The sequence below is a fragment of the Desulfosporosinus metallidurans genome, assembly GCF_001936615.1.
GTDB lineage: Bacteria > Bacillota > Desulfitobacteriia > Desulfitobacteriales > Desulfitobacteriaceae > Desulfosporosinus > Desulfosporosinus metallidurans.
The window spans coordinates 1-25,332 of sequence record NZ_MLBF01000004.1; the positions used below are offsets into that span (position 1 = coordinate 1).

General features: G+C 43.8%; 24 protein-coding genes. 2 read left to right on the plus strand and 22 right to left on the minus strand.

Annotation, left to right across the window (positions count from 1 at the left end; all coding sequences use genetic code 11):
• Window positions 1-165: 165 nt before the first annotated feature.
• The 19 genes from DSOL_RS04010 to DSOL_RS04095 form a co-directional block, all read right to left on the minus strand.
• Window positions 166-774 (minus strand): nitroreductase family protein, encoded by a 609-nt coding sequence (locus tag DSOL_RS04010; RefSeq protein WP_282433522.1) that lies wholly within the window; start codon window positions 772-774, stop codon window positions 166-168.
• A 256-nt stretch (window positions 775-1,030) separates the two neighbouring features.
• On the minus strand, window positions 1,031-1,510 hold the full coding sequence (locus tag DSOL_RS04015; RefSeq protein ID WP_083642298.1) for a protein-export chaperone SecB: 480 nt from the start codon (window positions 1,508-1,510) through the stop codon (window positions 1,031-1,033).
• Window positions 1,507-1,887 carry a helix-turn-helix transcriptional regulator gene (locus tag DSOL_RS04020; protein WP_075363613.1) on the minus strand — a complete coding sequence of 127 codons (381 nt, stop codon included), beginning with the start codon at window positions 1,885-1,887 and terminating at the stop codon, window positions 1,507-1,509. Before DSOL_RS04020 ends, DSOL_RS04015 begins: the two co-directional genes overlap by 4 nt.
• Complete coding sequence (locus DSOL_RS04025; protein ID WP_207649598.1) at window positions 1,880-2,302, minus strand: hypothetical protein; 423 nt, start codon at window positions 2,300-2,302, stop codon at window positions 1,880-1,882. Before DSOL_RS04025 ends, DSOL_RS04020 begins: the two co-directional genes overlap by 8 nt.
• 292 nt (window positions 2,303-2,594) lie before the next feature.
• On the minus strand, window positions 2,595-3,434 hold the full coding sequence (locus DSOL_RS04030) for an MBL fold metallo-hydrolase (RefSeq protein WP_075363615.1): 840 nt from the start codon (window positions 3,432-3,434) through the stop codon (window positions 2,595-2,597).
• Window positions 3,435-3,518: 84 nt separating this feature from the next.
• Entirely contained in the window at window positions 3,519-3,806 is a 288-nt protein-coding gene (locus DSOL_RS04035) for a Fic family protein (RefSeq protein ID WP_345788360.1), read from the minus strand.
• Between the two features lie 120 nt (window positions 3,807-3,926).
• Window positions 3,927-4,178 carry a hypothetical protein gene (locus DSOL_RS04040; RefSeq protein ID WP_235838679.1) on the minus strand — a complete coding sequence of 84 codons (252 nt, stop codon included), beginning with the start codon at window positions 4,176-4,178 and terminating at the stop codon, window positions 3,927-3,929.
• Window positions 4,179-4,302: 124 nt separating this feature from the next.
• On the minus strand, window positions 4,303-4,596 hold the full coding sequence (locus DSOL_RS27080; RefSeq protein ID WP_170871438.1) for a hypothetical protein: 294 nt from the start codon (window positions 4,594-4,596) through the stop codon (window positions 4,303-4,305).
• Window positions 4,547-6,028: a glutamate synthase subunit beta gene (locus DSOL_RS04045; protein WP_075363616.1), complete on the minus strand. Its 1,482-nt coding sequence runs from the start codon at window positions 6,026-6,028 to the stop codon at window positions 4,547-4,549. The genes DSOL_RS27080 and DSOL_RS04045 overlap by 50 nt, the downstream gene beginning before the upstream one ends.
• A 30-nt stretch (window positions 6,029-6,058) precedes the next feature.
• On the minus strand, window positions 6,059-10,621 hold the full coding sequence (gene gltB, locus DSOL_RS04050; RefSeq protein ID WP_075363617.1) for a glutamate synthase large subunit: 4,563 nt from the start codon (window positions 10,619-10,621) through the stop codon (window positions 6,059-6,061).
• 212 nt (window positions 10,622-10,833) lie between these two features.
• The gene (locus tag DSOL_RS04055; RefSeq protein WP_075363618.1) at window positions 10,834-12,036 is read right to left on the minus strand and encodes a Ger(x)C family spore germination protein; all 1,203 of its coding nucleotides are present in this window, start codon (window positions 12,034-12,036) and stop codon (window positions 10,834-10,836) included.
• Window positions 12,033-13,139 (minus strand): GerAB/ArcD/ProY family transporter, encoded by a 1,107-nt coding sequence (locus DSOL_RS04060; protein WP_075363619.1) that lies wholly within the window; start codon window positions 13,137-13,139, stop codon window positions 12,033-12,035. Before DSOL_RS04060 ends, DSOL_RS04055 begins: the two co-directional genes overlap by 4 nt.
• A 1-nt stretch (window position 13,140) precedes the next feature.
• Window positions 13,141-14,625 carry a spore germination protein gene (locus DSOL_RS04065; protein ID WP_235838680.1) on the minus strand — a complete coding sequence of 495 codons (1,485 nt, stop codon included), beginning with the start codon at window positions 14,623-14,625 and terminating at the stop codon, window positions 13,141-13,143.
• Between the two features lie 206 nt (window positions 14,626-14,831).
• Window positions 14,832-15,929 (minus strand): GerAB/ArcD/ProY family transporter, encoded by a 1,098-nt coding sequence (locus tag DSOL_RS04070; protein ID WP_075363621.1) that lies wholly within the window; start codon window positions 15,927-15,929, stop codon window positions 14,832-14,834.
• 161 nt (window positions 15,930-16,090) lie between these two features.
• A complete protein-coding gene (clcA, locus tag DSOL_RS04075; RefSeq protein WP_075363622.1) occupies window positions 16,091-17,683 on the minus strand; it encodes a H(+)/Cl(-) exchange transporter ClcA in 1,593 nt (530 codons plus the stop codon).
• A 39-nt stretch (window positions 17,684-17,722) separates the two neighbouring features.
• Window positions 17,723-18,847: an alanine racemase gene (alr, locus tag DSOL_RS04080; protein WP_075363623.1), complete on the minus strand. Its 1,125-nt coding sequence runs from the start codon at window positions 18,845-18,847 to the stop codon at window positions 17,723-17,725.
• 4 nt (window positions 18,848-18,851) lie between these two features.
• On the minus strand, window positions 18,852-20,441 hold the full coding sequence (locus DSOL_RS04085; protein ID WP_075363767.1) for a bifunctional ADP-dependent NAD(P)H-hydrate dehydratase/NAD(P)H-hydrate epimerase: 1,590 nt from the start codon (window positions 20,439-20,441) through the stop codon (window positions 18,852-18,854).
• Between the two features lie 123 nt (window positions 20,442-20,564).
• Entirely contained in the window at window positions 20,565-20,921 is a 357-nt protein-coding gene (acpS, locus tag DSOL_RS04090; protein WP_075363624.1) for a holo-ACP synthase, read from the minus strand.
• Between the two features lie 15 nt (window positions 20,922-20,936).
• Window positions 20,937-21,539 (minus strand): GntR family transcriptional regulator, encoded by a 603-nt coding sequence (locus tag DSOL_RS04095; protein WP_075363625.1) that lies wholly within the window; start codon window positions 21,537-21,539, stop codon window positions 20,937-20,939.
• Between the two features lie 154 nt (window positions 21,540-21,693).
• Between DSOL_RS04095 and eam the strand changes: the two genes are divergently transcribed.
• Together eam and DSOL_RS04105 are read left to right on the plus strand one after the other, a co-directional pair.
• On the plus strand, window positions 21,694-22,944 hold the full coding sequence (gene eam / locus DSOL_RS04100; RefSeq protein WP_075363626.1) for a glutamate 2,3-aminomutase: 1,251 nt from the start codon (window positions 21,694-21,696) through the stop codon (window positions 22,942-22,944).
• Window positions 22,945-23,019: 75 nt separating this feature from the next.
• On the plus strand, window positions 23,020-23,205 hold the full coding sequence (locus DSOL_RS04105; protein ID WP_075363627.1) for a hypothetical protein: 186 nt from the start codon (window positions 23,020-23,022) through the stop codon (window positions 23,203-23,205).
• Window positions 23,206-23,262: 57 nt separating this feature from the next.
• Here DSOL_RS04105 and mnmL read toward each other — a convergent pair whose 3' ends face one another.
• Genes mnmL through DSOL_RS04120 form a run of 3 tightly spaced genes read right to left on the minus strand, consistent with a single transcriptional unit; the run spans window position 23,263 to window position 25,279 of the window.
• Complete coding sequence (gene mnmL / locus DSOL_RS04110) at window positions 23,263-24,180, minus strand: tRNA modification radical SAM protein MnmL/YtqA (protein ID WP_075363768.1); 918 nt, start codon at window positions 24,178-24,180, stop codon at window positions 23,263-23,265.
• Window positions 24,181-24,199: 19 nt separating this feature from the next.
• On the minus strand, window positions 24,200-24,874 hold the full coding sequence (locus DSOL_RS04115; RefSeq protein WP_075363628.1) for a hypothetical protein: 675 nt from the start codon (window positions 24,872-24,874) through the stop codon (window positions 24,200-24,202).
• Between the two features lie 24 nt (window positions 24,875-24,898).
• Window positions 24,899-25,279: a VOC family protein gene (locus DSOL_RS04120; RefSeq protein ID WP_427854375.1), complete on the minus strand. Its 381-nt coding sequence runs from the start codon at window positions 25,277-25,279 to the stop codon at window positions 24,899-24,901.
• Between the last annotated feature and the right edge of the window lie 53 nt (window positions 25,280-25,332).

A 25,332-nucleotide genomic window follows, 5' to 3' on the forward strand; every position in this document is an offset into this window, starting at 1 on the left:
ACTCCTTTAATCCTAGTCAATCCTATTAATTGTAGCACTCTTATAAGTATTATCAACCAAAAATAGTTTACTGCAAACATTTATGCGAAATATCTTAGTGCGGATCTTCCCCAACAGAAAAACCTCCTGAACCTTTTAACGATTCCGGAGGTTTATTCTATGCACCTAACGCCAAGTAACTAAGGGAGCGTTTCGCTTAGGACGACGATAATACTTATACTGTGGGTAACCAAGCATAACCGCACCAAAACAGCGATGTCCTTCCGGCAGACCTAAAGCTTCACGCAGCGGCGGGTATACGTTAGCGGCTGATGTAAGATAGCCGGCCCAACACGTTCCCAACCCTTTAGAAGCGGCATAAAGTTCCAGATAGGTTAAGGATATCACGCAGTCGGCATGGGCAGATGGGATATCGCCTTGAGAATGAACCATAATCAAGTGAGGCGCCCCACGAAGTATTGCGTCTTCTCCCTTATCCCAAGCCAAGGCTAAGCTCTCCATACTCTTGGCTGTAGCCTGATCCGGAATTTTTGGAGCCATTAATCTTGCCCAGTCAATCACCAACGGCACAAGTCGTCTAACCTCTGCAGCGTTTTCAAAGACGGTCCAATGCACCTGTTGTTTATTGCTCCCAGTAGGTGCATAACGACCTAAGTCAATCAGCTCTTCTAAGAGTTCGTGACTCACGGCCTCCTTTTTATACCTGCGAATGGAACGCCTAGCTGTTAAGAATTGCTTAACTCCTTCAGAACTAGGCAACAAATCCTCTTGCACCAAGGGCCTTAACTATCTGACGTTGTCGTTCCAAACGATGAAGATATTTGACACGAGTAAAAACAGATCCATCTCATAGTCATGGCTAGCATCCGCCATGATGCCTGAGGCAACACAACCATTAGATTAGTTCTATGAACAGTATAACTCAAAGAATGGACAAAATTTTGAGAAGCTCTCATCACAAAAGCGCCCGGACCGATGCAAACCAATCTGGGCGTTTTTTGCTTTTCTAACTCAATAACTGCTTTTTTCATTAATCGTCCGTAATCCCATTCCTGATTTTTTCGTCTTGCATCTGCCGTGCTTTTTTCTCCCTAAGTTTTAACACATTGATCATGGGTATTTTTACAGGAGGCTGAATACCCGACTGAGATGTAACGCTCAACAAATAAGCTCTTGAAATGTGCAGCAAGGTAACTAACCCATTCATTTCAAGCATATTCATGAACTTCTCTTGGGAAATTTCCCTAGCGTCACCTGCAAATAGACCATCCATCTCAAGCTCAACTCTAAAAAGGATTTTATTCTTGATTTTCGCCTTTACCTGAATAATTAAACTCAGAGTTGCCAAGAATTTGTTTTCCTTCGTCTCAACTTCATTGACTTTATAATCAAAGTCAATTGTAACTTCAGCACGTCCTTTTTCCTCCTCAATCAGTCTGGTATCCAAAACCAGCTTACTAACCCTATTACCCAGAAACTGAAAGTCTGCCAATACGCTCTTTGAATTCATGATCCCACCGCCAAAAAATCCATCTCATAATCGGCTATATCATCCTGAATTTCCTCCCTAGAGAAAACTGAATACTCATTCTGTTTAATTTCTTCGAAGTCAATACTGAGCTTAAAATTAAGTTTCGTAGCAAGTTTCCAGAGTTGCTCGACGGTGTAATTGTAATCGCCGCTCTCCAGTTTGGCAACCATAGGTTGAGTTACTCCTAACTTCTCCGCCAGCTTTTTTTGGGACAGATCATACTTCAGTCGATAGTCGAAGATAGCGGTCGAAATTTTGTAATAGATATCATACAACTCGTCTTTCTCGCATGCTTCTTTTCCGCCAAGTCGTTCAACCATTTCCCAGGCGTCCGGTAAACTTGTGATGTTAATCATTATATAAAACCTCCTTAAGCCGCTTTTGTGCTATCGGGATCCTCGTACTATAGCAGTACTGACTCTTTTTCTTATTATCTTTCTCCTCAAAAGCACAAAGCAAAAGGGCATATTTAACTTTGTTATATTCTATGAAAGCAAAAAGGATGCGGATATTCTTTTGGGATTTATCAAATATCATCGAATATAAACCTTCCGCCTGCCGCAGCTCTTCAAACCAATCACTTTTCAAAACACATTTTTCTTTCCGTTCATCTAGGAAACGGAGTCTCTGCTTATATTTCCCCCAGAAATCAGCCTTCTGTCCGCTTCTTTCCAGCATATTTGTTAAGTCAACCTCAAACTCAAAATGTGTCCGGATATATTTTGAGTTGAAAACTTCAGGATAAAGTATGTTTCCCATGCGGTTCATCATTCTAACCTCACTAACATTATATTACCCATAGGTTATATTTTCAATACATATTATTGAAGTATTACTTTTAAGTTATTATTTTAGCAATCCTATCTGTTCAGAACTCATCTTGTTTGACATACTTCTGCGTGAATCACCATATTCCTGCTATTAAAGTAAAATTATGGTCATTTAGTGCACAGACATTTAAGATTGGAGCAATAGCGAAGAACTCTTTATATGCTTAACCATCGTAATGGCAAAAAGAAAAAGAGCCACTTCTGCTCGATTAATTTATAGATGAAATGTCATATTAGAACTCCAACGTATTTCCTGCCGAAGCCCAGGCGAACTCACCTGGGAATTCAGCCGCTAACTTACTCAACATGCCCAATCCAGTGCAGTGATTAGGAGCCAAACAACTTAAATCAAGCCCTCTAAGATACTCTATCGTTTGTTTCTGCTGATCTGGAGCGGCTGGCCCGAGATGGGTCCCGCCAATGATCGCTCGTACTCTGTCCTCACCGGTCACCCGTTTCGCATGTTCTACAATGTTTACCAGACCGGAGTGAGCACAACCGAGAAGTATGACTAAGCCTTGGTCTGTCACATAGAATAGGCTGAAATCATCAGGAATAGTGTCCGGAACGACTTTCCCCTCCTTAATCTCTACTAGTCTGTCATCCACTTGTTCAAAGGCCGATTCACGGGGAATTTCACCACTTAACCAAAGTCCAGGGCTCAACTCCACAGGGTCTCTGTGCCAGTGGAACTCAGCCCCAGCACTCTCAAGTTGCTCTGAACAAAACGGTACACCGTTATATTTGTCCCCTTGCCCATTAAATCCCCGTCCGTAGTGTCCGATAAACAAATCCGGATGAGCGTATACAGGAATTCTTCCCCTATATTGTAGGAACTTTAAAAGTCCTCCCGTATGATCATAATGTCCGTGGCTTAAGATCAATCGATCAACTTGCCGAAGATCGTGCCCCAAGATCTGGGCGTTACTCATGAGATTGCCCTGTTCTCCCGTGTCGAATAATATACGCTCATCCCCAAAATCTAAGAGCATTGACAAACCCCACTCTGACAAGAGCCCCAAGGGAACCCCTACCGTGTTTTCCACCAAGATTGTTACCTTCAGCTTTCTCATTGTCGAACTCCCTTCCACCACTGATTTTAATTAGCAATTCTCAGAAATGTTATGAATTTATTTGCTGTTGCTCAATTGCTCTTATTATAGAAGTCCAGTTTCTGTTCTTCCAAAGCCGCTATGAAGGAACCCATTAACCATCAACTGATCGTTCATAATCAGTCTTGAAGTTCTACCGTTGCCGTCAACAAAGGGATGTATCTTCACAAACTCCGCATGAGTCCATGCCGCAAGCTCTATAACGTTCATTTCAGCCTTGCACGGTAAATCAATATAGAAATTCTTAACCTGTTTGTATGCTTCATTCGGTGATGGCGGAGTATGTCTTGCCCCAGATATGTAAACATCGACATTGCGATATACACCGCCTATCTAGACCATAGGACCGTCCCCCTTTTGCCCTAACTTCCCTTTGTAAGATTATACCATGCTTTAAAAGACAGCAAAAGCCCTGCTTAGCAGAGCTTTTGACAGCGTTGTATGTATTAAAAATTAAAAGGCCTTAAATCCATTGATACTTTGATTCACAAACATATCGAGTATCGGACCAAGCACAAAGCTTAAGAATAGTCGGAACCCTTCAGCCAGTACTAAGGCCACCCCAAAACGGAGCAGAAGCCGTCCCCAGCGTGACGTCGTACGTCGCAAAATACCGTCGAAATCAAGGGCTCCGGCAGCACCCCAGCCGAGCACTAGACAAAGTATAAAAAATCCATAACTCATCCCAGTGGTTAGATCAAACACGGCCTTCACCCCCTTGCCACAACTTATGACGTGACTGCGGGTTTTATGTTTAAATTTCCATATGGCCGCTTGTTTCCTTCCAGAATTCCCAGCCCGAGACTTCGCTTTAGCGTTAGCGAATCCTTCAGCAAGTGGTTACCAAACTTTGTGAAAGCGCGACATGCATAGCGGGGCTGAGCACACGATGTGCGAAGCCGCCAACTGAGCCAAGGTCGCCTCCCGCCATCCTTGGCTCCGGCGACACTAGACCATCCATGGTCGTCGGATGGCGAATTTGGCGGGAACCCCGCTCACCCCATACTGCGCTTGAGCAATTAGTTTGGTCCACGAGCGCCCGGATGAGCGGTGCTAAAGCGAAGTCTCCCCTATTAGATCGCGCTTTTACCCATAAGGTATTTATCGACTTCCCTTGCGGCAAGCTTTCCTTCCTGGATAGCCCAGACAATTAGACTCTGTCCTCTTCTCATGTCGCCTGCGGTGAATACTTTCTCCACATTGGTCTCGAAAACCTCGTATTCCGCTTTCACATTACTCCTGGAATCTCTCTCAAGCTTAAGCTCATTCGGAATCATATCTTCCGGGCCTAAAAATCCCATGGCAAGAAGCACAAGGTCAGCTTTCCAAACTTTTTCGCTACCCGAAACTTCTTGAGGAACCATTCTTCCGGAGGAGTTTTTAACCCAGGTTATTTCCACAGTATGAACTTCTTTAACCTCACCGTTCTCATTTCCGACAATCTTTTTCGTGGAGATGAGGTAATTTCTCGGATCCTTTCCATAAAGGCTTATCGCTTCTTCCTGGCCGTAGTCCACTTTAAGCTTCATCGGCCATTCCGGCCATGGATTAGACTCTTCTATTCTCTTTTTAGGCGGTTCAGGCATAATTTCAAACTGGTAGACGCTCTGGCAACCATGCCGTATGGATGTGGCGACACAGTCAGTTCCTGTATCCCCTCCGCCAATGATAATGACATTCTTGCCCTTGGCGCTTATATAGTTGCCGTCCTTAAGATCGGAATCAAGGAGGCTTTTGGTATTAACCTTCAGGAAATCGACCGCAAAGTGAACACCCTTAAGTTCTTTTCCTTCAACCTCCAGACCACGTGCCTTAGTTGCACCTGCACACAGCACAACTGCATCAAACCTGTCAACCAGTTCCTGAGCACTGATGTCTTTGCCCACCTCTGTATTCAGCACGAATTGGATTCCAGATGCCTTCATGAGTTCAAGGCGCCTTTCCACGACTCGTTTTTCGAGCTTCATGTTGGGTATCCCGTACATCATCAGTCCGCCAGCTCTGTCGTTTCTTTCATACACCGTCACGTCATGCCCTACTGCATTTAAATAATAGGCCGCTGACATCCCAGAAGGGCCTGAACCAACAACCGCGATTTTCTTTCCGGTTGCTTTGGCTTTTTTCGGTGCTACCCAGCCTTCGGCAAATGCCTTCTCAATAATTTCATATTCAATACTGTTAATCGTAACAGACTCCATGATATAGCCTTCTGTGCATGCGCCTTCACACGGCGCAGGGCACACTCTTGACGTAAATTCCGGGAAAGGACTGGTTCTTGTCAGCCTTCTGTAAGCTTCCTCCCACTGTCCCTTATAAACCAGTTCATTCCACTCAGGAATAAGATTGTGCAGTGGACATCCCGATGCCATGCCGTTTAACAGAACCCCGCCATGGCAAAAAGGAACTCCGCAGTCCATACATCTCGCACCCTGAGTTTTTATGACCTCAGGATCCCGGGGGAGCCTTAGTTCATTCCAGTCTTTGATTCTTTCTTCTGGAGATCGTTTCTTTGGATTTATTCTTTCATACTCTAAAAATCCAGTAGCTTTTCCCATTATAAGTCCCACCTTAATTCCTAAAGTCCTTTAATTTTTAAAATGCTCTTCGAACGCGACCATCAAAGCTTCTTCACCGCTTAAACCCGCCTTGTGAGCCTTATCAATGTTTTCAAGCATGCTTTTGTAATCTTTAGGAATGACCTTACTGAATCTCAGCGAAAAGTCTTTCCAGTCATCAAGAACCTTCTTGCCCTGTGGACTGCCGGTATACTCAACATGTTTTTCAATCATTTTCTGAATTTCATTCAATTCCTCTTCAGATTCGATTTTTTCCAGTAACACCATGGACTTGTTGCAGTATATTTCGTCAAAGTCCAGAATATAGGCTACACCACCCGACATTCCCGCTGCAAAGTTTCTTCCTGTTTTACCCAGAACAACCACTTTGCCGCCTGTCATATACTCACAGCCATGGTCACCCACACCTTCAACAACCGCTTTAACTCCGCTATTCCTTACGCAGAATCTTTCCCCTGCGATCCCGTTGATATAGGCTTCTCCTGAAGTTGCCCCGTAAAAGGCGACATTTCCGATCAGGATATTTTTCTCTGGATCAAAGTCAGAAGTCTTCGGAGGATAAACCACAATTTTACCGCCGGAAAGCCCTTTTCCTAAATAATCGTTCGCATCTCCTTCAAGTTCCAGAGACATCCCTTTCGGAATAAACGCTCCAAAACTCTGTCCGGCTGAGCCTACAAAGGTGAGCTTGATTGTATCTTCTGGAAGTCCATTTTCACCGTATCTCTTGGAGATTTCGCTTCCAATGATTGTTCCGACAACCCTGTCTACATTATTGATCTTCAGTTTAGCCCTTACGGATTTTTGGTTCTCAAGCGCCGGCTTGCAAATCCTAAGGAGCTTTTTCATATCGAGTGATTTTTCCAGCATATGGTTCTGCGTCTGGGTGTTGAATCGACTGACATCGGCACCCGCATACGGTTGATACAAAATCTGAGACAGATCGATATTCAAGGCCTTCCAGTGCTTAATAGCCTCTTTGGTTTTAAGTTTATCTGTTCGACCAACCATTTCATTAATGGTCCTAAAGCCCAGTTTAGCCATAATTTCACGCATTTCCTGCGCGACAAATCGCATGAAGTTCTCAACATACTCCGGTTTCCCTGTAAAGTTTTTTCTTAATGTCTTATCTTGAGTGGCTATCCCTACCGGACAAGTGTTGAGGTTACAGACCCTCATCATGACACATCCCAGTGCAATAAGCGGTGTTGTTGCAAAGCCGTATTCTTCTGCTCCAAGCATTGCCGCAATGACAACATCTCTTCCAGAGAGTAACTTTCCATCGGTTTCCAAGACTACTCTGTCTCTCAGCTTGTTGAGAACCAAAGTCTGATGAGTCTCAGCAAGTCCAAGCTCCCACGGAAGTCCTGCGTTCCTAATACTCGTCCTTGGGGAAGCTCCGGTTCCTCCGTCGTAGCCGCTAATCAGGATTACGTCAGCTTTTCCTTTCGCTACCCCTGCAGCAATTGTTCCAACACCAACTTCAGAAACGAGTTTGACGTTAATCCGCGCATCCCTGTTAACATTTTTCAGGTCATGGATAAGCTCAGCTAGATCTTCAATCGAATAGATATCATGATGCGGCGGTGGTGAAATAAGATCTACGCCCGGTGTTGAATGCCTTACCTTGGCAATTGCCGGATAAACCTTACGTCCCGGAAGCTGGCCGCCTTCACCGGGTTTTGCTCCCTGAGCCATTTTTATCTGTATCTCTTTAGCATTCACCAGGTAGTTGCTGGTCACGCCGAAACGTCCTGAGGCAACCTGCTTAATGGCGCTGTTTTTGGTGTCTCCGTTTGCCATGACCTTGAATCGTTCGATGTCCTCTCCACCTTCACCGGTGTTGCTCTTTCCGCCCAATCTATTCATGGCGATAGCAAGACATTCGTGAGCTTCCTTGCTGATGGAGCCGTAGGACATTGCCCCGGTCTTAAACCTTCGGACGATGGAATCAACCGATTCCACTTCTTCAACAGGAATAGTATCCCCTGCATGGTACTTAAAATCAAGAAGATTCCTTAGGGTGTATAGTTCTTCTTCGTTTATCTTTTTGGAGAAATCTTTATAAAAAGAGTAATTTCCTTCCCGGCATGCTTTCTGAAGCAGATAAATGGTTTCGGGATTGTAACTATGGATTTCTCCGCTCTCTTTGCACTGGAAATATCCACCAACTTCCAGGGTGTCTGTATACGGCGAATTTTCAAGATAGGCGCTTTCATGCCGCATCTGATTTTCTAGAGCGATTTCTTCAAGACCTATCCCTTCCACTCTTGATGGGGTCATCGTGAAGTAGTTGTCGATAAGATCCTTTCTAAGACCAACTGCCTCAAAAATTTGGGATCCGTGGTAACTTCGCACGGTTGAAATACCCATTTTAGTGAGAACTTTAAGCATGCCTTTTACAGAAGCCTTTATGAAGTTCTTTTTACCCTCTTCATAAGTCAGTCCGTCCAACAACCCTTTTTCGGAAAGATCCTTAATGGTCTCGTATGCTATATACGGATCAATGGCTGTGACACCATACCCGATAAGGGTACAGAAATGGTGCACTTCCCTTGGTTCTCCCGATTCCAGTACGATTCCAAGGTTGGTCCTGATCTCTTTTCTGATCAAGTGCTGGTGAAGCCCTGAAGACGCTAAAAGTGCTGGGATGGGTGCATAGCTCTCATTGACGCCTCTGTCAGAGAGGATGATGATATTAGCCCCTTCGCTGATCGCTTTATCAGTTTCTTTAAAAATCCTATCCAATGCTTTTTCCATCGATTTTGCCCCTTCTGAGGCTTTATAAAGGATGGATAGGGTAGCTGTTTTAAACTTGTCATTATTGAGATGCTTAATCGTATTCAGCTGTTCATCGGTCAGTATCGGATGCTCCAAGAATAGACTGGCTGAATTTCTTTGATCGGGATCCAGCAGATTTCCAGTATCCCCAAGGAGTATGCTGCTTGAAGTGATGAGTTCTTCTCTTATTCCGTCGATAGGGGGATTGGTGACCTGTGCAAAAAGCTGTTTGAAGTAAAGGTATAGCATCTGGGGTTTCTCAGATAACACAGCGAGCGGCGAATCCATACCCATGGCTCCAACAGGATCAACGCCTTGTATCACCATAGGCTGAATTATTTTCGTTATATCCTCAAATGTATATCCAAAGGCTTTCTGCAGCTTAATCAGGTCCTCGGTTACTTTCTCTGCCTTCACGTTCTCAACCGGTATATCTTTAAGACGGACGATATGACGGTTATTCCATTCTGCATAGGGATGTAATATCGATACACTTTTCTTGATTTCGTCATCGGAGATGATTCTCTTCGCTTCGGTATCGATAAGCAACATTTTGCCCGGTTCCAGCCGACCTTTGTATTTGACATTTTCAGGTTTGATGTCAATGACTCCGACTTCCGAAGCCATGACAACCTTATCATCTTTAGTCACATAATATCGAGAAGGTCGAAGTCCGTTTCTGTCCAGCACTCCGCCGATGACCACACCGTCAGAGAAAGCCATGGCCGCAGGACCATCCCAAGGTTCCATTAAATAGTCATGGAATTGGTAGAAGTCCTTTTTTTCCTTAGACATCAGCTCATTCTTTTCCCAAGGCTCAGGGATCATCATCATCACAGCATGAGGAAGCGACCTTCCAGTAAGGTGAAGGAATTCTAGGCTATTGTCGAACATTGCAGAGTCACTGCCTGATTCGTCGACGATAGGGTAGACCTTTGAGAGATCATCAAAAAGCGGTGAATCGATACATTTCTGTCTCGCCTTCATCCAGTTAACATTCCCGCGAATGGTATTGATCTCGCCGTTGTGAACGAGATATCGATTGGGATGTGCCCTTTCCCAGCTTGGGAAGGTGTTGGTGCTGAACCTTGAATGAACCATAGCCAGCGCCGATGCAAAATCAAGATCTGCAAGGTCAAGATAGAAATTTCTTAGCTGTTCAGCTGTAAGCATGCCTTTATACACAATGGTCTTTGAGGAAAGGCTTGAGATATAGAATGTGCCCCCCTTGTCTTCACTCATCGGAACAATGACTTTCTCTGCCCGTTTTCTTATCATATAAAGCTTTCTTTCAAAATCCATGTCATCCGATATACCATCATCCTTGCCGATAAAGACCTGGATGAATCTGGGCATGACGGCTTTTGCACCTTCGCCGATAGTCGTCTTATCGATGGGAACTTCTCTCCAGCCCAGGATCTTTTGGCCTTCCTCCTGAACAATTTTTTCGAAGGTTTCCATCTGCGTTTTTCTGAAATCATCATACTTGTGGGCAAATACCATACCTACGCCGTAGCTTCCTTTTTCCGGCAAATCAAAACCCAGCCCATCGCATTCCCTTTTGAAGAAATCGTGAGGTATCTGGACCAGTATTCCGGCACCGTCGCCTGTATATTCATCTGCTCCGCTTGCCCCTCTGTGGCTTAAGTTTTCCAGTACAGTTAAGGCTTCATCAATAATATCATGAGACTTTTCCCCCTTGATATTAACAACAAATCCCATGCCGCACGCATCATGTTCAAATGCTGGATCGTAAAGACCCTGTTTCTTTGGTAAACCATAACTTTGCATTAATACACACCCTTTATTGGAGCTTTAGTTTTCTATGATAAAAATTGTAGCATAAATACTTCAATTGAAAACTAATTTTATCAAATTATAATGTATTCTTGTTGTTCTACTGCTTATCGAGTTTAATTTTAATTTTAACATATTTGCGAGTTTTAAATAACTGGAAGCCTTAATGTATTTTGTATTTTTAAGAGATTAATTGTATTACAAAATCACTTTTTAAGCTCCAGTCTTTGTCCAAGCCTTCCCGTATTCTCTACCGTAGCTATCACCTGAACAACGACATTAGCACTCGCAAACAATTCCCTCCAGTGCGATTTAATCTTTTTCCAGTCGTTCGGACTATAGCGATGTAACTTTTCGGAAAAGCCCAGACAATCCGCTTCATATCCCTGAAGCATTTCTATTGAATGCGTAACCATTTGTCCAATTTGTTCCGAAATTGTATGCTCGATTTGCCCTATTTCGCTAGGCGCCAGATCAACTCCATTATCCTCAATAATTCTACCCTTAACTTCAATTGTTACATTGATGTTTAGTTTGTCCTCAATTAATGTTGCTTTAATTTTAGGTTTTGATTTTTCAACTAGAAACGCAAACCATTTACCTTCCTTTTGTACCCGAATAGTGACAGCCCCTCTATTAATCTCATTCGTTATTAAATTATATCCAATAGCTTCTTCTTTATCTAACCAGCCAACCAATTTGGCATCTTTAAATATTCCTATCCCTTCAACTAATACAGCTTTTTTAGGCCCTGCTAATTCCTCACCCCTTTTTTCTTGGGGGTTAATCAACCTGACTTCTGGAGCAACCGGATCCCTGTCAGTACTCAGTAGATTTGAAGTAAAATCCATAAGCTTAACCCCTCCAGCAATCCCCGTGCTTTCTGCTGAGCCTTGAGCTAACTCTTTTAAATTTCTCGATACTGAGATAGATGCCTCAGGTTCTGTTTCAAATAGTGGACTTGCATCTCCTTTGGCAATCATAACATAAGAGCCCGGACGATACTCCCTGAGTCTATTCAAATAATCTATAATAGACAATAAATCTTCTTTTGCTGCTCTTTCCCCAATGATCACCGAATAGGTATCTGCAAAAAAGGGAAACCGGGGCGACCTTTTTGTGAAATCCCGAATTGCCTCTGAGATCGTTAACCCCTTACCCCTCCATACAATTTCCGGTTTAGCTTCCCTTCCCCCTGCCCCTGCCCCTCCTCCACCAACCTCCGCCTTACCAGCCTGCATCACAAAGGAAGATACTTGCCATTTGTCCACACCGTCCTCATCAGTAATCCTATCAAACCCTAAGACCGTAATGATGGCAAGGTTACTAACGTCTCTTTGATCCCAGCATCCAATACAGAGCATTTGCAGAAAAATGACAAGCATGCCAATCCTAATTAGTGACCTCACTTTTTTAATCCCCCCAAGGGCTTTTTCCTAAGTTTAACCATCAATAGAAGAAACACCGGGATAAACAACTCAAACGCAATTCTAAAAAAGGGCCAATAATCGGTCAGGATAATGTGTACCTGTGCAGTATTCCCTAGAATAAAGTCAGCAATATACACTACAAAAACAGCCTTAATACTTAAAACTGCTGTAGAATTTTTAAATCCGAAAACCTGTGTTAGCCCCAAGCATATTAGATAACATAGAAGTGCTTCTTTGATGATAATTCCAGTGATCCAAAAAACCAAAAGGAAACTTTCAAGCCTTTGAAAAACCTCACCAATTTCGATACCCCTTGCCATAGACCAAAAAGGAAGTGCAAACGCACTTGCTAAACTAGATCCAAGTACCCCTATAGTAACTGCCACATCAAAGCTTACAAACAGGGTTACAGCCACCAAGGCTATAATTCCCTTTCTCTTGAGCTCCATGGGCTTGTTAACAAACGGAAAAAGCATTGCCAGCAGACACATTTCTCCATACCAAGATGACGGTGCAATTGAGCCTCTTATTATTGGCAATAGCCCATCTTCCATAATGGGTAGTAATCTCCCTACCTTGAAATTAGTTAAAGCACCCAAGATTGCTACTGTAAAACCTAGCAAATAAATTCCCAATACGAACTGACTTGCCCGAGCGATAACCTCTATGCCTTTGTACGCGCCATAGGTTGCTAAGGCCACGAGACTAGTTAGGAGCCAAATTCTCGGCGTTAGAGGTAGGGTTGTAACTCCTAAAAAGTCAGAGAATTCTCTGGCTACCAAAATATCCATGCCTATCAGAAATAGTATGTAACCTATTCCTAAACCCTTTCCTATAAACTTACCCATAATAACTTCACAGTATTGGAAGATCGTAAGTTTGGGGAAAGATCTTCCTAACTTATAAACGACCCAAAGCGTTAGATATCCAAAGGCAAACGGAATAATTGAAGCCGCAAGCCAGGCGGATTCTTTAGCCTCTTTAGCCGTAAATCCCGGAACATATATTGTTATTGTAGAAGTAACAGAAATAAACAATAACATGGAAACCTGAGTTCCTGTGACTTTTGCCTTTTGCTCCATGTTAATCCGTTCCTTTGCTTGGCTTAGTAGGGCCTTGATTGGTATCCATCCTGGCAGGTTCTTTTGCCCCTGTTAAGCGTGGACGAGTTAGCATTGCCCACCAAGGGGCACGAATAAAGGTATCTTTCAAGTCCCCAGGACTTAAGGGGGCAATCGGAGATAAATAAGGTACCCCAAACGAGCGCAATCCACAGAGATAGAACAAAATAAACATCAGCCCCAGCATAACGCCAACCCCACCTAAAAAAGCTGCTAAAATAATGAGACCAAATCTTAAAATGCGAATTGCAGTTCCCGCCGCATAATTTGGTATAGCAAAAGATGCCACAGCTGTTAGGGCTACGACAATCACCGGTTCGAACCCAACAAAACCAGCATTTACCGTAGCTTGGCCTATAACTAAGCCGCCGACGATACTGACGGATTGTCCAATGGTTCTAGGTAACCTTACTCCTGCTTCTCTTAAAATCTCAAAAAACATCTCCATAAGTAGTACTTCTACATATATAGGAAAAGGTAATTCCTTCCTAGTGATTATTATTATACCCATGAGTTTGTCTGGGATAATTTCCTGATGGAAGGTCATTATTGCTACGGTTACAGCCGGCAGCATTAAGGCCATATTTAAGGCCATAAACCTTATGATCCGAATAAAAGAAGCAAAGATAAATTCGTTGTAATAATCCTCACTGGACTGCAATAGAGATATAAAGGTAGTGGGAACTATTAGTGTCATCGGAGTGTTATCCACAAGAATTGCAACCCTACCCTCCATTAATGAACCGGCGATCTTGTCAGGACGTTCCGAATACTGTACAAGCGGAAATAAACTAAACGGCTGGTCCGTTATCATTTCTTCTATAGTTCCACTACCAGGAACTGCATCGATTTTTATCCTGCTAATTCTAGTTTTGACCTCTTCGATTAGGCTATCTTGGGCAATACCCTTTATGTAACAAAGGGCTACGGTAGTTTTGCTAATTGCTCCAACTTCGATTAACTCAACTTTAAGCCTACTGGATTTTATCCTTCTACGTATTAAGGATAAATTAGTATGATAATCCTCGACAAAGCCGTCTCTTGGACCTCTGACGACAGGTTCAGTTATCGGCTCCTCAATTGCTCTTCCTTCAGGACTACCAACAGAACAAATAAGGGCACGGGGCGAGCCATCTATTATGATTGCAACTCCCCCTTTAAGGACAAAATCCACCAATTCGAGAAAGTCGCTGGTGTCTTTTGTGCTCATTACGGTCAACAATCGATCACTGAGAATCTGGATCGCGTTCGATTTTGTTATCTGTACATTGGAGGGTAAAGAGGTTGTCTCTTGCATGATGGCCTTTAGAATAGCTTCACTACCGATTTTTTCATCAATCATACTATCAGCAAATACAGCGATAGCATTTATAGGCGGTTCACAATTAAGTGTGAACTTTCTAAAGACAATGTCTGCGCATAAATCAAAGATTTTCTGTAATTCCATTAAGTTTTGCTCCAGAGAAGTGGACAGTGGGTGTTTTTCTGGGGGCACTTGATCTGGCTTTTTTAATCCTTTTTCTCCGGAAAAACCAAGGGCCTTTTTAATCAACGACTTAAGCTTTATTTGTGAGCCCCCCTTCCCTATGATAAGACTTGCTATTAATATGAACTTCTTTTGTTTTATTTATCAAAAGAGAAAGCTCGTTTTCTTTATCCCCCTAAATGTTTTTTTCTAACCTTGAAAATTCCTAGTAGAAACGTGGGTATGACCAATTCAAATACCATAGCAAAGGGGGGCCAATAACTACTTAAAATAACACTTACTTGCGAAGCATTACCTAGAAGAACCTCTGCAATAAATAGTTCAGAAATCGCACTGATTCCTAAAACCACTTTGAGTCTTTTCCATCCGAAAACTTGTGTTAGGCCCAAGCATATTAAATAACTCAGCAACGTTGCTTTGATGATAATTCCACTGATCCAAAAAACCAAAAGAAAACTTTCTAACCTTTGTACAACCTCACCAATTTCAATACTCCTTGTTACGACCCAAAAAGGTTGTGCCAATGCACTTGTTAAACCAGATCCGAGTACCCCTATGGTAACTGCCACGTCTACAGTTACAAATAAGGTTATTGCAAATAGTGCTATGAATCCCTTTCTCTTTAGCTCCACAGGTTTGTTGACAAAAGGAAATAGCATCGCAAGTAGACAAATCTCTCCATACCAAGACGACGGTGCCATTGAACCTCGGATTATTGGCAATAGACCCTCTTCCATAATGGGTAATAATCTACCTGCCTCAAAATTAGTTAAAGCAAACAGGACAGACAGCAGAAACCCTAGCAAATAAATACCCAATATAAACTGAACTGCCCGAACGATAACCTCTAATCCCTTATACGCGCCATAAGTTGCCACGGCCACAATACTGGCTAGGAGCCATATTCTCGGAGTCAAAGGTAGTGTTGTAATAACTAGGAAGTCCGAAAATTCCCTAAGAACTAAAACATCCATGACCAACAAGAATATTATGTAGATTATTCCAAAGCACTTGCCTAAAAATTCACCCATAATAACTTCACAATATTGGAAGATCGTAAGTTTAGGAAAATAGCTTCCTAGCTTATAAATTACCCAAAGTGTTATAAATCCGAAGGTAAACGGGAGTATTGAAGCCGCTAACCAAGCGGACTCTTTAGCCTCTTTTGCTGTAAAACCTGGAACATAAATTATTATTGTAGAACTAACAAAAACAAACATCAGCATGGAAACTTGAGTTCCGGAGATTTTCGCATTTTTTTCCATGTTACTCCTCTCCTATCCATTAAGAGCGAATAATTGCAAACCCGTAAGTATCTAATATGCCTCGATTCGAGATTTTTATGAGTGAAAAAGGGGCTGCAACGTAACCTGTTTACCAGTTTGTTGCAGCCCTTTAATATTCATAAATTCAAGCTAACTTTGCCTCATTTTCGGGGTGTCTCAATTTCACAGCATCCTATTAGTTGAAGCAGAGCATCGTTGATTTTAGAAACTTTATCCTCATTCGTCAGGACAATCAAGTAATCCCCCGGGCAAATCATCGTATCCCCTTTGGGTATTATCTCCTGTTCTCCACGTTTAACCGAAACTAGTAAGCAATCTGACGGCCATTTAATTTCTTTGATTTGTTTCCCATCCAGTATCGAGCCCATACACACTGCAAACTCTAAGATAGATTTTGTTTTCTCATTTCCGTTAGCTATCCCCTCACCTTGTTTTTGTAAAATTCTTTCCAGTAAGGACTCATAGATTGGTTTTGAACCTAGAAGATCCGCTACCATATAGGCTACGATTGATACAACTGCCAAAGAAAGCAAATGGTTGAAGGTGCCGGTCATTTCTGTAATTAGAATCGTCCCGGTGATTGGAGCTCTAACTACCGCTGTAAAGTAACCCGCCATAGCCAAGATGATAAAATTGTTAATAAAGCCATTATCAAAATGGAAAAGCTGAACAAGTACCACGCCATAGATATTCCCGATTACCGCGCCGATGGCAAGCAAAGGGAGAAAAATTCCTCCGGGTGCACCAGATCCAAAACTTACCATTGTAAACAAAAATTTACTGACCAGTATGACTAAGAGAATCGCAAGAGGGAAATTCCCAGTAGTAACTAGCGACGCTATCAGCTCATGCCCTCCACCTAAGACCTGAGGTAAACTAAATCCTAAGACTACGGAAATTAAGAGAGGGATAATTATCCAGAACCTTTTCGGGAGCCATTTTTGCCCTGTATATAAATCCTGCGTCCTTAAGAGCGTTTTATTAAAAACTACCCCTAGGACCCCAACGATCGCTCCCAATACTATAATTGAAGCATAAGATTTAAGAGGCAAAACAATCAAATTTGCAAAGTGAAACACCGGTTTCAGACCGAAAAATTGACTAGTCACGAAATCAGCCGATAAGGCTGCGGATAAAGCGGAAAGCAATACGAGAGGAGAAAAGTTTTTATGCACCTCCTCTAAAGCAAACATGACCCCTGCCAAAGGAGCATTAAAGGCTGCAGCAAGACCCGCACTTGCTCCACTGGTGATGAGATATTTTTCTTCGATCTTAATTCTCTTGAAGACTTTACTAAAACCTTGACCGACGGCCGCACCTAATTGAACAGAGGGTCCTTCGCGTCCCATAGAGAGACCTGCACCTATGGCCAAAACTCCTCCGATAAACTTTCCTATGATAACCTTCCACCATTGCATATTGAGTTTCCGTAACAAGACCCCTTCAACCTGAGGAATCCCACTACCACTAATCATAGGTTCATAGTTAACCATCAAACCGACAACATAGCCTATCCCAACCAAAGCCACCACCCAAATGGGAATTAACCAAGGTCTTTGGGACAAATCACGATATACTTCTGTGAGCATGACCCCCGCCCGTTCCAGAGCATAACGATATAGAACCACCACAAGGCCCGTCAAAATCCCCACACAGATTCCTTCAAGTACTAATTTTAAGCGAAAACTATGCCAATGAAATAACGAATTATAGGTATTATGTTTATTTTTCACTGTGTGAGATCCTCCTACAGTTAAGAAAAAATTCAAGCATTAGTTATTCTCCGTAGGATCGAGATAAATGCGAGGAACTCGCTTAGAGATCCCGCAGATTACTTCATAACTAATAGTCCCCAGCCAATCTGCCATTTCTGTCGCTGTGATTTGTTCATAGCCATCTTTACCCAAAATTGTGACGACGTCACCCACGTTCACTTTCTTAATCTTGGTCACTTCGAGCATGGTTTGGTCCATACAGACCCGCCCAATCATCATCGATCGTTTACCATGTATTAGCATTTCACCATGATTAGAAAGTGCCCTACGCAATCCATCCGCATATCCTACCGGGATTGTCGCAACACACGTAGGGTAGGCCGCTTGAAATGTGCGGCCATAACTTACGGTTTCTCCTGTCTTTATGCTTTTGACATTAGACACTTTTGCTTTCCAAGACATAACGGGTTCCAACCCAACATTACCGCCAACTTGAGCAGACGGGGAGAGGCCATAAAGGGCAATACCTGGGCGAACCAACTCAAAATGAGATTCCGGGAATTGAAGGATCGCCGCACTGTTTGCCGCATGGCGAATTGGAATTTTAAGTCCAGAACTCTTGAGTTTGGCATAAAGACCCTCAAAGCGTTTAAGTTGCTCTCTGGCAAACGACAAATCACTTTGATCGGACGTGGCAAAATGAGTGAAAATCCCTTCGATAAATAGATTGGGCAACGCTGAAATTTTAAGGATCTTTGCCAAATCTGCCTCGCGAAATCCGATTCGATTCATGCCTGTGTCAAGCTTTATATGTAATTTCGCCGTTTGGTTTTGTTTCACGGCCGCATCAGAGAGCGCTTGGGCCTGAGACAGTTGAAAAATTGAAGGAATGATCCCTTCCCTTACCAAGGTATCCGACTGTTCCAAATCGGTAGCCCCAATGACCATAACCGTGAGCTCTGGAAACACCTCTTTAATTTCCAACGCTTCTTCCAAGCGAGCAACCCCAAAACGCCGTGCCCCACACGCGATTAACGTTTTCACAACAGGAATTAAACCATGTCCATAAGCATCCGCCTTGACAATCGGCATCATTTCACTTTGGGTATACGCCTGAAGTTTGAAATAATTTTCTCTAAGTGTTTGTAAATTCACCTCAGCCCAGACCTGTCGCAATCTCATGATTTCATCCCCTCTTTCCGTCTAAAGGCTTCAATTCTAACCCGCGTCGCACTTTAGGGAGGTAATCTGCAACTTCTAATGCCGTGAATCCTGACCACCCATACTCTGACGCTAAGCTATCCGCCGATTTCCCATGTAAATAGACTCCCAAACAGGCTGCTTCAAGTGGCGGAACCCCTTGGGCCAACCATGCGAGTATGCTGCCTGTAAGCACATCCCCTGTGCCCCCGGTTCCAAGTCCTGGATTCCCAGTTGGATTGAAAAAGGCGCGACCGTCCGGGGAAGCAATAATGGTCACGGAGCCTTTCAAAACAACCACCGCCTCCCATTCGACGGCTTTGGCCACTGCTAAATCCAGACGATTATTCTCGACATCATCCACGCTGCATTGACAGAGCCGGGCCATTTCACCTGGATGGGGTGTAAGGATCAAAGGACCTCTGCCATTCCTCGAAGTTAGCAAACCTGCTTCTAACGCTACTAGATTAAGGGCATCCGCATCCAAGACAACCGGACAACTTATAGTTTTCAAGATTTCATCTAATACGGATATAAACCGAAGATTCTGCGCTAAGCCTGGACCAACAGCCAAAGCTTGGGCCTTCTCAGCTTGCTTCAAGATCACGGACCAAGCTTCTTCATTAAGGGAATCCTCTCCTGACGCCGACCAAACCGTCGCTTCCGTGATTCTAGCATCCACGTCTTGCGCAATCCCATGAGGAGTAACAATCTGCAACAGTCCTATGCCGCTGCGCAGAGCCCCCTGTCCAGCGAGAACAGCCGCTCCACTCATTCCTTTAGACCCAGCAACAAGAATTCCTTTGCCATGGGTTCCTTTGTGTCCCTTTAGCTTTCGAACGGGGAGCAGAGCGCGAACATCGTCATCGGTTAAAACAAACGTAGAAATCCCTTCATCTTGAAGATAGGAGTTAGGAATAGAAATTGGATCCACAACAACCCTGCCACAATAATCCGGACCTTCACCAAGAAAAAGACCCCACTTAGGGAGTCCAAATGAAACCGTGGTTTGGGCGCAAATCGCGGTACGGTAGACTTTACCCGTGTTGGCCTCCACTCCACTGGGAATGTCGATGGAGATCACCCATCCTGGCGCCCGATTCACTTCACTCACATACTCCTCAATTAAACTGGGCAACGCACCACGCATTCCAATTCCGAAAAGCGCATCCACAACAACATCCGCTTGCGCCAAGGCAAAACGTGTTAAACGGCGTTGTTTCTCCCCTTTGATTTCAAAGCATTTTCCTGTTGTTCCTTGAAAAAGGCGCAAATTTAAGGCAGCGTCTCCTTTGAATTCCTGAGGCTGTGCAAATAGAAAGACGGTAACATCCATGCCTTGGAACACTAACAATCGAGCAACTGCCAAGCCATCTCCGCCATTATTCCCCTTCCCAACTAAGATCACTGCTTTACGGCCGTTTAAATCTCCCTCCTCATCCTTGGGGAGACAACGCCGAATTTCATCGACCACAGCCCAGGCTGCATTTTCCATAAGAAGCAAACTTGGAATGCCATACTGATGAATGGCCCTTTCTTCGATCTGCCGCATCTGTTCCACGCTGACCACACGCACTTTCCCCACCCCGATTCTCTCTTTTTACCTCGACATAATTTTACTTTGCGTGTTCTCCAAATCAGAGAAACTTCCGTTCCTTCCTAGTCGTAACCCATACCAATGAATGAAATCATTCATCCCCTAGCTTAAAATTGCGAACCCCACTGCCTTCGTACGATCGTGGGATAAACTCACTCGCACTTGGCAACCGCCACGGGCCTTGACCAAATCAAGAGCTCTGGAACTGAGATAGACCAGAGGCTCTCCACTTACATCGCTCAAAATTTCGATATCATGCCAAGATAATCCCCGCAGACCCGTCCCCAATGTTTTAAGTACAGCCTCCTTACCAGCGAAACGGGCAGCATAACTCTGGACGCCTTTACCACTTAAGTTTTCCCGTTCTTGTGTTGTGAAAAGACGTTCATATAACTTAGGTTGCCGCTTAAACGCCTGCTCCACTCGTTCAATTTCAATAATATCAATACCCGGATACACTTCGCACACTCCAAATCACAGAATTAACTGCCGCAACTTAGTTTGACCCTCAGCTGAGCCTGCCGCTAGCAGGACATCTTCTCCACGGAGTACAAAGCCAGCCTCTGGTGAAAACTGTTCAAAACCGTCTCGAATCACCGCTACAACCGTTGTCCCCGTGCGCTCACGAATCTTTAATTCCCGCAACGTTTTCCCTATCGCTGAAGAGGTCTTACCTATTTCAATTTCTCCAACATCTAGCCAGCGGGACATGACACGATCCATATATCCCTGCAATTTGTTGAGATGACTTTCAATCTTTAAATCGTTTTCTCGCCTCTGATCCATTAGACCTTTTAAATCTTCTATAAAGGATTGAATTTCTCCTTTTTGATCAAACGATTTGAGAAATCGTTCTGCCATAGCTTTCGATGTTACGGTAATCCCCACGCCTTGATTCACCATAACCACGCCAACATTTTGCAATATGGCGATGGCTCGACGAATGGTTTCCGGCGAGACATTATACCTCCCTGCTAAAGTTGAACGGCCAAGAATTCTTTCCCCTTCGTGATATTCTCCCATCATGATGGCGTGAGCTATATCAATGGCAATTTCCTGATAGCGTGCCTGTTCCAAACCTTCCACCCCTATAAGTTTCATTTACACTATTATAGCATAGCCATCTTCAAGTGGCATCATCCTATTGACTTCCGACAACCCATATGATAGTATGAGGTTGTCAGTTAAACATGTAGAGTTTTTTCTGATCGTAATATAAGGAGGAATAAGTATGGCTGTTCAACTTGGCAATAAACCAGACACCTTTCGTCAATTTGCACTACGGCGAGCCGCTGAGCTTAAACAAAAGATTACCCCTTATATCGAGAAGTGTAAAACCATCCCAACTGGTTTATCGAGTATAGATTCCACCCATTCGACCCGAAAAAAAATTCTCAACTATTTCGACGCCACGCTTCAAGATTGGGAAAATTGGCACTGGCAAATGCAAAACAGAATCACAGACCCTCAAGTCCTAAAGGCTTTGTTTCCCAAATTCCCCTCTTCGGCTTGTGAAGATATTGAACGTGTCGGCAAAACCTTTCGTTGGGCCGTATCTCCCTATTATCTTAGTTTAATGGATCATAAAGATCCCCTTGACCCTATTCGGCTGCAGGGATTACCAAGTCACGCTGAACTTGACGATGAGTTTGGCGAAGAAGACCCGATGGGAGAAGCTATTACAAATCCTGCCCCTTGCATCACCCGACGTTACCCGGACCGTCTGATCATTAATGTCACGAACATGTGTGCAATGTACTGTCGACATTGCCAGCGTCGCCGTAATATTGGTGAAACGGACACCCACGCCGAGCGAACTCAGCTTATAGAAGCGCTCGACTATATTCGGGCAAATCCAGAGATACGAGATGTCCTTGTGACGGGCGGAGATGCTCTACTACTCAGTGATCTAACCCTTGATTGGCTTCTCGGGGAACTTCACGCCATTCCTCATGTGGAAATAAAGCGCCTCGGAACTCGAGTACCTGTGACCATGCCAATGCGCATCACGCAGGAATTATGTTCGATATTGGCTAAATATCCGCCCTTGTATATTAACACTCAATTTAACCATCCTAAGGAAGTAACCCCTGACGCCAAAAAAGCGGCTGACAAACTTGTTGCAGCCGGTGTGGTCTTGGGAAATCAGGCAGTTTTACTCAAAGGAATCAACCATCAACCCGAGGTTATGAAGAAACTCAACCAAGAATTACTCAAAATAAGAGTTCGACCCTACTATATTTTCCATGACAAAAACGTTAAAGGTACACGACATTTTGTTCCACGGATCCAAGACGGACTTGCCGTTATGGAACATTTACGCGGATATACTTCGGGCCTTGCGATACCAACTTATATCATAAACGCCCCCAAAGGCGGAGGCAAAACACCTATTTTACCTCAATACCTAGTATCCCTCGAAAAAAACAAAGCAACGCTACGTACGTGGGAAGGAAAGCTTATCCAATACGAAACCCCCTAAGGCAAAACAGAGGGACAGGTACGTTGTTTCAGAAGACTATCGAACTTAATTGAACTTATAAAGGAGTTGTGCTAAATGACAGAACGTCTCAATAACACCGAAATATCACAACGGATCATGGATGCTAATTCGGATTTGCAACGTTACTTGAACTTAGCGCCTAGCTTTAAACCAAATCCCGCTCACCCTAAAACTGTTAACGAATATCCCCAACCTCCGATTTCCACAGCCCGGTTTCTAAGGCCCAAACTTAAACCTTAGAATTAAAGTTTTGACCCCTCCTCTCCATTATTATAACTTGGCGGTCCTCGCGGACCGCTATTTTTTTGCTTTTTTCCCCTGCCAGGTATCCCGTCGTTCTAACTCCGCATCGATCGCATTGAGAACCTCCCATTTTTTGCGGCTCCAAAGGGGCCCAATAAGCTCCTCAGGTGGGCCATCCCCAGTTAAGCGATGAATCACCATCTCCGGAGGTAAAATTTCCAAACTATCGACGACCAGCGTTACATAGTCTTCTCTCGTCAAAAGAGCGAACGGTTCGCGCTGATAATTTACCCCCAAAGTCGTTCCCTTTAAGACATGAAGCAAATGAAGTTTGATCCCTTGCAACGGCAGCTTAGCAACCGCTTGGGCCGTAGCCATCATCTCAGCTTTCGTTTCTCCCGGTAAGCCAAGAATAACATGGGCACAAACCCGTATTCTTCTAGCACGCAGCTGATCAAGGCCCTTCAAGAATTGCGCATAGTCATGCCCCCTGCCGATCGATTCCATGGTACGGTCATGAATGCTTTGCAACCCCAGTTCGACCCACAGGTAGGTTCTCTGGTTCAGTTCCTCAAGATAATCCAGCACAGCCTCGGGTAAACAGTCCGGCCTCGTTGAAATAGATAACCCAACAACGTTCTCCTCTGCCAAAGCCTCTTCATACACCTCACGCAAGCGTTCTACCGAGGCATAGGTATTCGTATACGCCTGAAAATAGGCGATGTAGTTGGCATTAGGCCATTTCTTCTTCATCCGTTCTGTCACTTCAACAAACTGATCATGAATCGATAACCCTTGACCTCCGGCGAAATCCCCAGATCCCCGTGTGCTGCAGTAGACACACCCGCCCCTTCCCAGCGTCCCATCTCGGTTTGGGCATGTGAATCCAGCATCCAAGGAGACCTTAAAAGTTTTTCCTCCGAATCTTTCCCGCAAATGTTCGTTGAAGGTGTAATATCGCTTCTTTTGCATCATTGATTCCATTCTTGTATTAATTATCAACCGATCTCACTTTATCCAGACTATCTGTCGATTTTGGGCTTATGTCTTGATTTTTTGTGAGCCGCCCCCAAGTATTAATAACATTTCCTAATTCTTTAATTACCGCATCTTCGTATTCTGGCTCTCGATCAGTCTTCTTAATCCATAAGTGTATACGAGCCACAAAGGACTTCAAGTCTTGTTCATTCGGATTAATCGCAATTTCATTTCTCCCTAAGAGCACGAACACGGCTAAAACAGCAATCCCGGCATTATAATCCGGAAAGACTTGATTTTTTATAATTAACCACGCCATATGGGCGGCCTTATCGAAAAGATCGGGGAACCGTTCAGCGCCAAATATAGGGTATTGCTGATCTACGACCCCTTCCACTTTTTCCATCCAACCAAAAGGACAAGCACATCCCACATCCGCGGGACGTATCAGTCCGTAAAAATACTCGATATCCCACTTTGAAAGAAGCCACTTCTCATTCACTGTCTCTCCGTTATTGTTCTGAGCTTCTTTTGTTCCTTCATTTTTTTCCTCCGCAGGGATCGGACATCCCACCTGAACCCAAGCAAAGAAGTCGAAATAACGTTCTACCACTTCTTGTGCGCACAAGGCTGTCTCCTGTTGGAGCCCCATTGGAAATGGGACTTGCATTTTCAGCTTGAATTCCATAATGATTGACCCTTTCTTTCTGAACTAACCCTGATAAAGTTCGAGTTTTTCTCCGCTAGGGCCACGGAAAAAGAAATTATATCGTCCTTCTCCTATGTCCATAGGCTCTGAAGAGGGCACCTCCACCTGATGTTGTTTTAAGTGCTCGATGGCTTTAAAAATATCCACTACCCGAAGAGCCAAATGATTGACAACCCCGTCTTCAAACCGACGACCATCGACGACCTCAACCAATTCCACGACAGTACCCCCTAATTCCAAAAACGCTAACTCTACCTCTCCCGGTTTAATCCGATGGGAAAACTTAAAACCGAGCACCTCTATATAAAACCGAATAGCCGTCTCCATGTCCAAGGCCTTGATTCCAATGTGTTCGACCCCCGTAAAAAGCGTTGTGGTTTCCAACTTCTCCATTTTTATTTACCCCTTCCCTATCTCTATAATAAGAACATAACCCA